12 protein-coding genes are annotated in these 13,080 nt (G+C 54.9%); 10 read left to right on the plus strand and 2 right to left on the minus strand.

Going from position 1 to position 13,080, the window contains the following annotated elements; translation table 11 throughout:
• Positions 1-67 precede the first annotated feature (67 nt).
• On the plus strand, positions 68-1,795 hold the full coding sequence (locus G523_RS0116775) for a tetratricopeptide repeat protein (protein ID WP_022696228.1): 1,728 nt from the start codon (positions 68-70) through the stop codon (positions 1,793-1,795).
• A gap of 15 nt (positions 1,796-1,810) precedes the next feature.
• On the opposite strand, the gene G523_RS0116780 is transcribed toward G523_RS0116775, so the two are convergent.
• Complete coding sequence (locus G523_RS0116780; RefSeq protein WP_022696229.1) at positions 1,811-2,992, minus strand: vWA domain-containing protein; 1,182 nt, start codon at positions 2,990-2,992, stop codon at positions 1,811-1,813.
• Between the two features lie 132 nt (positions 2,993-3,124).
• On the opposite strand from G523_RS0116780, the gene G523_RS19830 reads away from it, so the two are divergent.
• On the plus strand, positions 3,125-3,829 hold the full coding sequence (locus G523_RS19830; RefSeq protein ID WP_022696230.1) for a DUF2270 domain-containing protein: 705 nt from the start codon (positions 3,125-3,127) through the stop codon (positions 3,827-3,829).
• Between the two features lie 13 nt (positions 3,830-3,842).
• Here the strand turns inward: G523_RS19830 and G523_RS0116790 are convergent, their stop codons facing one another.
• Entirely contained in the window at positions 3,843-4,136 is a 294-nt protein-coding gene (locus tag G523_RS0116790) for a hypothetical protein (protein ID WP_022696231.1), read from the minus strand.
• Between the two features lie 194 nt (positions 4,137-4,330).
• On the opposite strand from G523_RS0116790, the gene G523_RS19835 reads away from it, so the two are divergent.
• From G523_RS19835 to G523_RS19840, 8 genes are all read left to right on the plus strand, one after another.
• The gene (locus G523_RS19835; RefSeq protein WP_022696232.1) at positions 4,331-5,071 is read left to right on the plus strand and encodes a DUF4197 domain-containing protein; all 741 of its coding nucleotides are present in this window, start codon (positions 4,331-4,333) and stop codon (positions 5,069-5,071) included.
• Positions 5,072-5,077: 6 nt separating this feature from the next.
• A complete protein-coding gene (locus tag G523_RS0116800) occupies positions 5,078-6,028 on the plus strand; it encodes an alpha/beta fold hydrolase (protein WP_022696233.1) in 951 nt (316 codons plus the stop codon).
• A gap of 223 nt (positions 6,029-6,251) precedes the next feature.
• Positions 6,252-7,373, plus strand: a complete 1,122-nt coding sequence (locus G523_RS0116805; protein WP_022696234.1) for a Re/Si-specific NAD(P)(+) transhydrogenase subunit alpha — start codon at positions 6,252-6,254, stop codon at positions 7,371-7,373.
• 4 nt (positions 7,374-7,377) lie between these two features.
• Positions 7,378-7,770: a proton-translocating transhydrogenase family protein gene (locus G523_RS0116810; protein WP_022696235.1), complete on the plus strand. Its 393-nt coding sequence runs from the start codon at positions 7,378-7,380 to the stop codon at positions 7,768-7,770.
• A 6-nt stretch (positions 7,771-7,776) separates the two neighbouring features.
• Positions 7,777-9,210 (plus strand): NAD(P)(+) transhydrogenase (Re/Si-specific) subunit beta, encoded by a 1,434-nt coding sequence (locus tag G523_RS0116815; RefSeq protein WP_022696236.1) that lies wholly within the window; start codon positions 7,777-7,779, stop codon positions 9,208-9,210.
• Positions 9,211-9,361: 151 nt separating this feature from the next.
• Positions 9,362-10,357, plus strand: a complete 996-nt coding sequence (locus G523_RS0116820; protein WP_233347320.1) for a GAF domain-containing protein — start codon at positions 9,362-9,364, stop codon at positions 10,355-10,357.
• A 145-nt stretch (positions 10,358-10,502) separates the two neighbouring features.
• Positions 10,503-12,026 (plus strand): aldehyde dehydrogenase, encoded by a 1,524-nt coding sequence (gene adh / locus G523_RS0116825; RefSeq protein ID WP_027441853.1) that lies wholly within the window; start codon positions 10,503-10,505, stop codon positions 12,024-12,026.
• Between the two features lie 252 nt (positions 12,027-12,278).
• Positions 12,279-12,989 carry a TorF family putative porin gene (locus G523_RS19840; RefSeq protein ID WP_022696239.1) on the plus strand — a complete coding sequence of 237 codons (711 nt, stop codon included), beginning with the start codon at positions 12,279-12,281 and terminating at the stop codon, positions 12,987-12,989.
• The last annotated feature ends 91 nt before the right edge of the window (positions 12,990-13,080 follow it).

Raw genomic sequence — 13,080 nt, forward strand, 5'->3', positions numbered from 1 at the left:
AGAGAAAAGGACGGGTGCAACTCGATCTGACTCATTATAGGTTCTTCTGAATTGGATCGGTGGGACGATGGGACGTATTGAACAGAGTGAGATGAAATCGCTCCGCGGGAAGATTCGCGACGGGGCGTTCATTTCGGCGCTAGAGCTTTGCCAGAAGCTTCTGCAGCACGATCAGAACAATCCCTATCTATGGCTCGCGTGCTCTGAAGTTCTCGAAAACCTTGAACGCTTTGATGATGCGCTGGACAGTCTAAGCAGAGCCAAGCGTCTGAATGGTGATGCGGTGACTGTCACGGATCGGGAAATCCTGCTGGCCCGGGCGATGAAGGATGATGCCGCTGAGTTAGCTGCGCTCATTCGCAAGGGCTTTCTCAGCGATCAGCCAAACCTGAAGCACTGGTATTGGATGCGGGTATCCACACTGGCTTGGCGGACCGGAGAGAGGCCCATTGCGCTGAAAGCGCTATCTGAAGCGTTTGCACGTTATCATGCGTGTGAGGAGAGCCGACACGAAGGCAAGCAGGCTGTTCTGAATGTCCAGCCTTCTCTGCTCGCCGAATTGCTGCCTTCGGTTGCGCGGCAGTATCACGACTGCGCGTTCCTTTATGAAACTCTCTTCTATGCGCGAATGCTGGAAGGTCAGTCCAGCCTCGCGATAAATGCGTTTCTGGAGGCGAGAAAAATTGCGCCTGAAAACCGGCTTTCAAAGCCGTTCCTGGAGCGGTTTAAGCGGGAGGAGATAGATTGGGACGTGTTCGAGATACTTGCACTTGATTACGTCACCGAGGGCACTGCGTGTGCGGAATTGATCTGGTTGCTTGTCTGGTATCGTCAGTACTCAGGAAGAGTTCCTGACGCTGTTGCGCTCTTAAAGGACAATATTGATCTGTTACGATCAGAGCCTTTGCCGTTATTTATGGCAGCGCTAGATTTTGCGTCCTCTGCGGGTATTAGTCTTAAACAGACCAAAAACGAAAAAATCTCTCCCATGGCTGCGTTCCAGAGGGCGGTAAACGAGGACCGGTGGCATGATGCGATCGCGTACACTGACAACGAAGATCTGAAGTCCTTCGTGCGACAGGCCTTGCCATTGCTGGATTCAGGTAAAGCGCGGCTCAGTCATCCGGCGTTGGAGGAGGAAGTGATCGTCTCCGGCCCGGAGCGGCCTAATGGCATTGTATTTATCTTCACAGGCCTGGCCGATGCGCTGATAGTACCCATCAACCTGATTGATGTCTTCCTCGCCGAATTAGGACTGACAGCTGTATATTGCCGAGACTTCCAGCGTATGATTGGCTGCAACGGCATTAAATCGCTGGGAAACGACTTCGATGAGACAATTGACGGCTTCAAGTCACTCATCGCGCAATACGGTGAGAACAAGCCAGTCTTCACCATGGGGAATTCTGCAGGCGGCTATCTGGCAGGGATTTACGGAGCGAAGATCGGCGCCAAGGCGTCTTTGCTCTTTTCGCCCGTATATTCAGTGGATGCCGAAGAACTTCTTGACCGGTTTCAGGATAAGCGCGCGCGTGTCGTCATTCGCCGTATCAATAAATCATGCGATCTGAGCCGACTTCGGATGTCGGATGCCATGGAGGAAATGGGTGACAGCCCTGTCACCGCGTATGTGCCGACGGGCGATAACGAAGATGCTCGCCACGCGCAGGGGTTTGCCAGTCATTCGAACGTAACGATCCACGAGCTCGACAATTTTACAGGTCACGGGGCAATCACTCGCGCGGCAGGGCAGCGGGGCTTTCTGAACATCGTGAAAGACGCTTACGGCCTGTAAGCGTCTCATAACGTCCTAGCGAGATAGCTCTTTCATTGCGTCTTCGAGACCAGCCAGCGTCATCTGGAACATGCGGTGCTGTCCGATGAGTTCGCCGATCAGTTTTACGGACGCAGTGTACTGCCAGGAGCCTTCCGGAGACGGGTTCAGCCAGACAAGGTCCGGGAATTGCTGCACAAGGCGCTGTAGCCAGACGCCGCCTGCTTCTTCGTTCCAATGCTCTACCGAGCCACCCGGATAGGTGATCTCATACGGGCTCATCGTCGCGTCGCCCACAATCATCACTTTGTAGTCGGATGAGAACTTGTGAAGCACATCCCATGTCGGGATTTTGTTGTTGTGACGGCGACGATTGTCCTTCCACAGGCCCTCATAAATGCAATTGTGGAAGTAATAATATTCAAGGTTCTTGAACTCCGACCGCGCTGCGGAAAACAGCTCCTCACACACCCGGATGTGCGGGTCCATCGAGCCGCCGACATCGAGGAACAGAAGCAGGTTTACTGAGTTGCGGCGCTCCGGTCGCATGACGAGGTCCAGATAGCCTTGTTTCGCGGTCGCGCGAATTGTGTTGTCGAGGTCGAGCTCGTCCGGTGCGCCTGTGCGGGCCCACTTACGCAGGCGACGCATCGCAACCTTGATGTTGCGCGTGCCGATCTCAACGGAGTCGTCGAGGTTTTTGTATTCGCGCTTATCCCACACTTTTACGGCCTTGCGGTGGCGGGATTTGTTCTGCCCGATACGGACACCTTCAGGGTTATAGCCGTTTGCGCCGAATGGGGAGGTGCCGCCAGTACCAATCCACTTATTGCCGCCTTCATGGCGTTTCTTCTGCTCTTCCAGACGCTCTTTCAGCGTGTCCATAAGCTTTTCCCAGCCGCCGAGAGATTCGATTTTCTCCATCTCTTCAGGCGTCAGGAATTTCTCAGACAGTTTGCGCAGCCATTCTTCCGGAAGGTCCTGCACATCCACTGCGTCACCCATGGATTCGATGCCTTTGAAGGTTTCTCCGAAGACTTTGTCGAACTTGTCGATATTGCGCTCATCCTTCACCAGCGCTGTGCGCGACAGATAGTAGAACTGCTCGACTTCCATATCGATAACGCCCTTATCCATGGCATCCATAAGAGCCAGATATTCTTTGAGCGTGACCGGAACTTTGGCGTCCCGCAATTTGGTGAAGAACTTCAGAAACATTGTGCGCTTTCTCCCATTACTCTGAACCTAGCGCGATGTGGTGCGTCTGTCCAAGAGAGAAGCGCGAATTCGGCGGGTATTACGGCTTCTGGGGGCCAGACTTTCCTAACCAATCGGTGCTATAATTGAGTCATGACCTCAAATACTTCTGCCACCGAACCCGTTCAGGGCTCCAAGGAAATTGGAGCGATCGCTCACCTTTACCGTGCGGAAGCCTACCGATCGACAATCTGGCGCCAGCGACTTGATATGACGACTAACTGGGCCGTTGTGACGACAGGCATTGCCTTGTCGCTGACGTTTTCCAGTGCGGATGCTTCGGCTTTGCCGCTTGTGCTCGTTGGATTGCTGGTTGCGATGTTCCTTCATCTGGAAGCGCGCCGGTACCGGTATTTCGACGTTTTTCGCTTCCGCGCCCGCATTCTGGAAATCGGCTTTTACGTACCGATCCTTCGCGGGCAGGCAGCAACAATCCCGCAGGATAAAGGCAATCCATTATCTGAGGATTATATTCGTCCGCGGTTCAGAACCTCTTACCTGCGAGCGGTCGGTAAGCGCTTGCGCCGGAACTATTCCTTCATCTTCATCATCCAGCTCATGGCGTATTTTGGGAAGCTGGAAATCCATCCGACCGATCTGGAATCCTACGAGCAGTTGATCGAAAGAGCTGCCATCGGGCCGATCGATGGCCATATTGCGCTCGCTTGTGGCGCGGTCTTTCATCTGGGGTGGGTGCTGATTGCGATCTACACGCTGTTTCAGGAACGCGCGGACAAGTCTGAAACCAAGGATGTTCTCGATTGGGATGAAGTGCCGGATGACCATCCGCCGATCTGACCTGTAAAACGGCCTATTTCTTCAGTGCGTCCATCAGTTTGTCGATGATATCGACAGCCTTGTCGCGGTCGATTACGTCGACCCATAGCTCATCGCCTTCGACCTGCAGCGCGATTGCGCCGGATTTCTCAATCTCGCGAAGGATTGAAGCAGTTCGCCCATCCAGACCGCTGGCCATCATTGGCTCGAGTGCCTTGTCTGTTTCTTCCAGAATGCGCAGCAACGCATCCATGTGAGGCGCCGGCGCGACGGTCTGTATTGCAGGGTTAGCTGCGTCTTCAGATTTCTTCGGCGTCGGGAAGGTCATTCTACATACTCAGATTTGGCAGGTGTCACATTCCGAGTGTTGGCAGGGAATGTGGAGAGTTCATGGCATAGAGCGCCCGAAACTGCATCCTGCCCAGATAAGCATGTATCTGACGTAAACGCATCAGCTGTATATGCTGATTGACGATTCACAGGGTTTCACATCTGTTGGAGGCAGATTGCGGGAGAGAGATCATGAAAAAAGCCGTCATTTTGAGCCTGTTCGTTCTGACAGCGCCGGCTGCGTCTGCACAGTCCTTCGGGGACTTTCTGCGTGGGGTGCTCGGCAATGAGACCGAAGAAGAAACGACCAGCCAGACAAGCAATTTCAATATCAGTGCGTCGGATGCTGATGCCGGATTGCGTCAGGCGCTGACGATTGGCGCGCAGGCAGTAGGCCAGCAGCTTTCGCAGTACAATGGCTATTTCGGTGATGGAGACATTCGTATTCCGCTGCCGGGGCGACTGGGTGAACTTCAATCCCAGCTTTCAAGGCTTGGGTTATCTGGCCCGTTGGATGATTTGCAGGAGCGCATGAACCATGCGGCAGAGGACGCAGCCCCTTATGCGGCTGATCTCGTGGTTGATGCAGTCAGCTCTATCACAATGGGCGACGCTCTCGAGATTTTGAACGGGGGCGATACCGCCGCAACAAATTATCTGCGTGGGCGCACCGAGGCAGACCTTATAGTGCTGGTTGAGCCATATATGCGTTCGGCGCTCGAAGATTCAGGCGCGTTGACTATGGTAGACTCAGTTGCAGGTCGTTATGGCTTGCAGAGTCTCAGTGGTGATCTCCGCGACCAGTTAATTGACCATGCCGTCGAGCGAGGACTTGACGGATTGTTCTTTTATCTTGCCAAGGAAGAGCAGGAGATACGGAGCAATCCGGTCAAACGGTCTACCGACCTGCTGAGGCGGGTCTTCGGGGGTTAGGAAAGTATGCGGCGGTTTCATGTGAAGCTGGACGATGGAAGTCTTGCGGGCATTGCCTTTGGCGATCCGACGCGGTCCGTAGACAGCCTGCTCATCCACGCGAACGGCTTTAATGCCATGACATATCAGTCCATTCTCGCGCCGCTTGGGCTTCGTGCTCACGTGGCAGCGTTGGACTTGCGTGGGCATGGCCGCTCGACTGCGGAGGCAAATCCTCAAAAGCATATCGGCTGGAACATTTACCGTGACGATGTCATCGCCGCACTTGAGGAGCTCGCTCCGGAAGGAACGGTGCTCGCAGGACATTCAATGGGTGCGACGACCGCGATGCTTGTGGCCGGAAAGCGCCCTGACCTGGTGACCGGTCTTGTGCTTGTTGATCCTGTTCTTATGGCTCCGTCCTTTTACCGTCATATGCATCTGCCGTTCGTGCCATATCTCGGCAAGCGCGGATCGCCGATGTCCAAACAGGCAGTCAAACGCCGCAACGCGTTCGATAGCCAGGAACATGCCATCGAATCGCTGACGGGGCGGGGCGCTTTCAAATCCTGGCGCGAACCCTTCCTCGTGGATTATGTCACTGATGGCGTGAAACGTTCACAAGACGGCGATCATTGGGAACTCTCCTGTGCGCCACAATGGGAAGCGGCGAATTTTGGCGCACACAGATACCGCCCGTGGGCGGCGGTCGAAGAGATTAAAGCGCCTATTGTTTTGATTCGCGCGGAGAAAGGCTCCACCATGCCGAAGCCATCTTTGCACCGGTTTATGAAAGCTCAGCCCTATACGGTGGTTTTGCAGCCTTCAGGTACCACTCACTTTTTGCCGATGGAACGGCCATACGTGGTTCGCGATGCCATTTCTGAATATCTCGCGCGCTTCGTCGAAGGCTTCGAAGTTGGTGACGAGGGACGCGTACAGAGGAACCTCGGATCTCACATTGGTGAGAAGGATTAGTCCGATCACACACTTGTGGTGTGACATTTTCAGCTCATGCTGCAACTGCGAGGTCTTTGTGGCGTTGCCAGAAAATCCTTAAAAAACAAAGAAATCTTAACTTCGAGTAGTGGCGCTACAGTCAAGTACGTTCGGCAGTAAATACTGCCTTTAGAAAAATTTTCTTGCGTTGCACAACCGATCTGTTGTCTTTTCGGGCAAAAATAATCTCGAAGTGGGTATTATGAAAATTGTTGTTCTAAAAGAGCGTAGCTCTGCAGAGAGCCGCGTTGCAGCCGTTCCCGAAACGGTCAAGAAGCTGACGGGAGCCGGGCATACGATCATTATCGAGCCGGGCGCGGGTCTCGTTGCGGGTTTTCCTGATGCGGCCTACGAAGAAGCTGGTGCGCAGATTTCCGATAAGGAACTGGGCAATGCTGATCTGGTCATGGGCGTGCGCCGTCCACCTGCAGAGGTTCTCTCTCAGGTGAAAGAAGGCGCAGGCGTGATTGGCCTTCTGGAGCCGCACTCCATAAAAGACAGCCTTGGCGACTTCAACGCACGTAAACTCCTGGCCCTGTCGATGGAATACACGCCGCGTATCACACGCGCTCAGTCTATGGATGCTCTGTCATCCCAGTCCAACCTTGCGGGCTATCGCGCCGTGATCGAGGGCGCTGCTCTCTATGGCCGCGCCATGCCAATGATGATGACCGCAGCGGGTACAGTTGCGCCAGCTAAAGTCTTTGTGATGGGCGCGGGCGTTGCGGGTCTTCAGGCTATCGCGACAGCGCGTCGTCTCGGGGCAATTGTTACAGCGACTGACGTACGTCCGGCTGCAAAAGAGCAGGTCGCGTCTCTCGGCGGTAAATTCATCGCGGTAGAGGACGAAGAGTTCAAAGCAGCGGAAACTGCGGGCGGTTACGCCAAGCAGATGTCTGAAGAGTATCAGAAAAAACAAGCTGAACTTACGGCAAGCCATATCGCCAAGCAGGACATTGTCATCACGACAGCGCTTATTCCTGGCCGTCCGGCGCCAACGCTCATCTCTGAAGAGATGGTCGCGAACATGAAACCGGGTGCTGTTATCGTTGATATGGCTGTGGCGATGGGCGGCAACTGCCCGCTCTCCAAGCCTGACGAAGTCGTCAATGTGAACGGCGTTAAGGTTGCAGGTTTCTCTAACCTGCCAGCCCGTCTCGCAGCGGACTCATCTTCGCTTCTGGCGAAAAATCTCGTTTCATTCCTGCCGCTCATCACTGGTGAGAACGGCGAATTTGCTCCTAAATTCGACGATGAAATCGTTGCGGCCATGACACTGACCCGCGACGGCGAAACCGTCCATGCAACACTCAAGGAGGGTTGATCACATGACCTTCGTTCGTGCGCTGACTGCGCTTTTCCTTTCGGGCCTTGTGGCCCTTCCGGCTTTCGCCGCCGGCGGAGCAGGTGAGGGCGTTGACCCGATCATCTTCCGTTTCGCTATTTTCGTGCTTGCGATCTTCGTGGGCTATTACGTTGTCTGGTCCGTTACACCGGCACTCCACACGCCTCTTATGGCTGTGACGAACGCGATTTCTTCTGTGATCATCGTTGGTGCACTCATCGCTGCGGCGGCTGGTGCAGGCATGGAACTTACAGGCGATCTCTGGATCTCAAAAGGCATGGGTGCCGTCGCGGCCGGCCTTGCAGCCGTCAACATTTTCGGCGGCTTCCTCGTAACCCAGCGCATGCTGGCTATGTACAAGAAGAAGGAGCGCTAGAGTCTCATGAACGCGAATATTGCTGCGCTTCTGTATCTCGTATCCGGGATACTCTTCATCATGTCCCTTCGCGGACTTTCCAGCCCTGCTACGTCTCGTCAGGGTAACTATTACGGCATGATCGGTATGGCGATCGCTGTTGGTACAACGCTGGCTGTGCTGGCGACCGGCGGTGCGCTTGATGTGGTCACGCTCGGCCTGATCCTCGGCGGTATCGCTGTCGGTGGTATTGTCGGTGCGATCATCGCCAAGAAAATCCCGATGACGGCTATGCCTCAGCTCGTTGCAGCCTTCCACTCTCTGGTTGGTCTGGCGGCTGTGCTTGTGGCGGCGGCTGCGCTCTATGCACCGATCAATTTCGGCATTGCAGAGCTCAACGCTGACGGCTCTATCGGCAACCTCCACACAGCGTCTCTGATCGAGCTGTCGCTGGGTTCTGCGATTGGTGCGATCACCTTCACTGGTTCCGTCATCGCGTTCGCCAAGCTGAACGGCAACATGTCCGGTGCGCCAATCCTTCTGCCAATGCGCCACATTCTGAACATTCTGATCGGTGTCGCAATCGTCGCACTGGTTGTGATGATGGTTCAGACAGGCGGCACACAGCCATGGATGTTCTGGGCGATCACAGGCCTCGCGCTTCTACTCGGCATCACGCTGATCATTCCTATCGGTGGCGCGGACATGCCTGTTGTTGTGTCCATGCTGAACTCTTACTCCGGTTGGGCGGCAGCTGCGCTCGGTTTCACACTGGCAAACACAGCGCTGATCATCACGGGTGCTCTGGTTGGTTCTTCCGGTGCGATCCTCTCTTACATCATGTGTAAGGGCATGAACCGTAGCTTCATCTCGGTCATCCTTGGTGGCTTTGGTGCAGACGATTCCGGCGCTGGTGCGGGCGGCCCACAGGTTGACCGTCCGGTTAAGATCGGTTCGGCTGACGATGCGGCCTTCATCATGAAGAACGCGGGTAAAGTCATCATCGTACCAGGTTACGGTATGGCGGTTGCTCAGGCTCAGCACGCTCTCAAAGAAATGGCTGAAAAGCTGAAAGAAGAAGGCGTCGATGTCGCTTACGCGATCCACCCGGTTGCGGGTCGTATGCCGGGTCACATGAACGTTCTGCTCGCTGAAGCAAACGTGCCTTATGACGAAGTTTTCGAGCTTGAAGATATCAACTCCGAATTCTCTCAGGCGGACGTTGCCTTCGTCATCGGTGCGAACGACGTCACCAACCCGGCGGCGAAAACAGACCCGACATCTCCGATTTTCGGCATGCCGATTCTGGACGTTGAAAATGCAGGTACGGTCCTCTTCATCAAGCGTTCGCTTGGCTCCGGCTATGCGGGTATCGAAAACGAGCTGTTCTTCAAGGACAACACAATGATGCTGCTCGCAGACGCTAAAAAGATGGTCGAAGACATCGTGAAGGGCTTGTAATCACAAGCAAATCACTTGAGCACTGCACTCACCAAATGCACCCTTATGCCCCGGAGGTCTTCACGATCTCCGGGGCTTTTTTTATTTTTTAATTGCGGCTATGGAGCAAATGTGAGCGCATTATGCGTGATCGGGATGGCAATTATTCCTGATGAGGATAACCTTTGGCATGGCGCGGATAGAGAACGATAAAACATTACCGCATGCCGAACGTATTCTGACGACGATCGAATCGGGGGCTGCGGCGGCTAAATCCATGGTAGTGGCATCATGGGCGCGCTCGGTGAATGTTCACGGGTTGGCGCCTGATCTGTCTCCAAGCGTGCAGCGCTGGAGCGAGAGCGATCTGTCTGAGCGCCGCGATCGCATGTCCCGCATGCTTCATGTGTCCCAGCCGACGGTTGAACGCCTGCTTGGTATGGTCTCGTTGGCAGGCTGCGCGGTTTTTCTTTGTGACAAAGACGGTGTAATTCTCGAAAGCCACAGCACATCGAATGATCGTGATCATTTTGAGAAGGTTGGTCTCGGACGAGGGGCGGACTGGTCTGAGGGCGCACAGGGCACAAATGGTATCGGAACCTGTATCGCCGAGGGCAGGGCGGTTTCCATCCATCAGGACCAGCACTTTATTGCCAGCAATACGCCGCTCCACTGCATGGGGGCGCCGATTTTCGATGTTGAGGGCAATCTGGCAGCGGTGATCGATATCTCTGCCTGCCGGTCTGACCTCAACGGAGCGATGTCTACGCTGATCTCACAGGCCGTGAATGATGCGGCGGGCCAGATCGAGGCAGATAATTTCTGCGACGTCTTTTCCGGCATGCGCATTCTGAAGGGCAATAGCGATAACCGCCGCACACCCGTCCTGCTGGCCGTGAATAGCGATGACCTTGTGATTGGTGCCACCCGAGCTGCGCGCAGGCTTTATGGCTTGCCGACCAGGGAAGCCTTTACGCCAAAGCCGACAGCTGACCTGCTTGGTGAGCAGGAAGTGCGCGGTATCGGCCTCGACAATGCAGAGCGCCGTGAAATCAATCGCGCGATCGCCCGTGCCAAAGGCAATATGAGCGAGGCAGCCCGTCTTCTCGGCGTCAGCCGCGCAACTTTCTATCGCCGCGCCAAGAAGCTCGGACTATTGAACGGCTAACGCAATTCCCAATGAAACTGTGTCTCAGAAGTGAGACAGAACTGTCTCAGCCGCTGTTTCACCCCCGCTGACAGACCGTCTTCCTTCCGTCAGACATATCTCCAGACGCCCCGATCTCATGATGGGCGCAATTCTGGAGGAAAAAATGGCAGACACGCTTCATTCAAGCGACGCTACGTACACGTCACCGTTCAAATCCCGCTATGACAACTTCATCAACGGCCAGTTTGTTGCGCCGAATGCGGGCCGCTATTTCGACAACACATCTCCGGTCACCGGCGGTGTCATCTGTCAGATCGCACGGTCGGACGCGTCTGATATCGAAGCTGCACTCGACGCGGCACACGCTGCGAAAGATGCATGGGCACGCACGTCAACCACTGAACGTGCAAACATTCTGAACCGTATCGCAGACTGTATGGAAGAGAATCTCGAGCTTCTCGCTACATGTGAAACCTGGGATAATGGTAAGCCTATCCGCGAAACCATGGCGGCTGACATGCCGCTCGCGGTTGACCACTTTCGCTATTTTGCTGGCTGTATCCGTGCGCAGGAAGGCGGCATTTCCGAGATCGATCACGACACAGTTGCGTATCACTTCCACGAGCCGCTTGGCGTTGTTGGCCAGATCATTCCGTGGAACTTCCCAATGCTCATGGCAGCGTGGAAGCTGGCGCCGGCGCTTGCCGCAGGTAACTGCGTCGTCCTGAAGCCTGCAGAGCAGACACCAGCAACAATCCTCGTCTTTGCCGAGCTGATCGCTGATCTTCTGCCACCTGGCGTTCTGAACATTGTAAACGGTTTTGGCCTCGAGGCCGGTAAGCCGCTGGCGTCTAGCTCCCGCATCGCGAAGATTGCCTTCACCGGTGAAACGACAACAGGTCGTCTCATCATGCAGTACGCATCTGAAAACCTCATTCCGGTCACGCTGGAACTGGGCGGTAAGTCTCCGAACATCTTCTTCGAAGACGTCATGCGCGCTGACGATGACTATCTCGACAAGGCGATTGAAGGCTTTGTGATGTTTGCGCTCAACCAGGGCGAGGTTTGCACCTGTCCGTCACGCGCACTCATTCACGAGAACATCTATGACCGCTTCATGGAGCGTGCGCTGAAACGCGTCGAGCAGATCGTTCAGGGCGACCCGCGCGATATCAACACCATGATTGGTGCGCAGGCTTCTTCCGAGCAGAAAGAGAAAATCCTGTCTTACTTCGACATTGGTCGTCAGGAAGGTGCGGAAGTTCTTATCGGTGGTGAAGCTGCGAATCTCGGCGGCGACCTGGCGAATGGCTATTACGTGAAGCCGACCGTTCTGAAGGGCCACAACAAGATGCGCGTCTTCCAGGAAGAGATCTTCGGTCCTGTTGTGTCGGTCACGACCTTCAAGGACGATGAAGAAGCGCTCTCCATCGCGAACGACACGCTCTATGGTCTGGGCGCTGGTGTGTGGAGCCGCGAGGCAAACACTTGCTACCGCTTCGGCCGCGCCATTCAGGCCGGTCGTGTCTGGACGAACTGCTACCACGCATACCCTGCGCACGCAGCGTTCGGCGGCTACAAACAGTCCGGCATTGGTCGTGAGAACCACTCCAAGATGCTCGACCATTACCAACAGACGAAGAACATGCTCGTGAGCTACGCGCCACAAAAGCTGGGCTTCTTCTAAGAACTACCACTGAACTGGCAGGCTCTCAGACGTCAGGCTGACTTACGTTTCCTTCCCTTCTTTGAAACAGTCGGCGTCTGCTTAGCTAAGGGCCTGCCACTTTTTTTCAGGCAATTTCTGACTTCACGCGCTGACGCTCAATGATCAGTCGGGAGTCCCCGTGTGCCTTCGGATAGGGGCGAAGCACCGGGCATTTTTTAGGCGAGAGACTGAAGAGGAAAAATACCTCGGGAGGAAAAGGAGTCTCATCCCATGTTGTGCAGAGTAACAAAAACACTGATCGGGGCGTGCGCAGCTTGCGTACTTGGTTTCAGCGGCGCAGCGACTGCTCAGGACGCAGACACAAACGGAATTTCATGGTCAGCTTCGCTGACCGGCGCGACAGAATATATCTGGCGCGGCGTTGAACAATCGGCCGGTGATCCGGCAGTGTTCGCAGCCGTCAGCGCATCTTACGGCAACTTCTACTCTGGTGCAGGAATTGAGAATGTCGACTTTGCGGGCATCGACACCGAATATGATTTTTGGGTCGGTTACGCGGCCCCAATAGCAGACGGCACGACCTTTGACATTGGCCTCGTTCGCTACGGGTATCTCGATGCGCCATCCGGCCTTGATCTTGATACGGTCGAGCTGAAGCTGGCTTTTAGCCATGACTTTGACGGCTTCTCCGCAGGTATCACTGCGATGATTACCGATGACTTCTTCGCAACCGAAGCAAGTGCCCAGCATATCGAGGTAAATGCCAGCACGTTGGTATCAGAGAACTGGACGATATCCGGTTCGGTCGGCCACCAGATGCTGGATAACAGCGCAGGCAATTTCACCCATTGGAATATTGGTGCCTCACGAAGTGTTGCTGACAATGTGACACTCGATATTCGCTATATTGATACGGACGCCGACTATCTCGGCGGCGGGGCTGACGAACGTATTGTCGCGTCGTTCAGCGTCGCGTTCTAACTGTCTCTCGCCTGCTCCCGATGTGGAGGCCGGTGCTGTTACATCTGCAGGTGCATCGGGAGACTTTTTGTAAAAGATAAAACAGGAGGAA

The sequence above is a fragment of the Ponticaulis koreensis DSM 19734 genome (assembly GCF_000420665.1).
Lineage (GTDB): Bacteria > Pseudomonadota > Alphaproteobacteria > Caulobacterales > Hyphomonadaceae > Ponticaulis > Ponticaulis koreensis.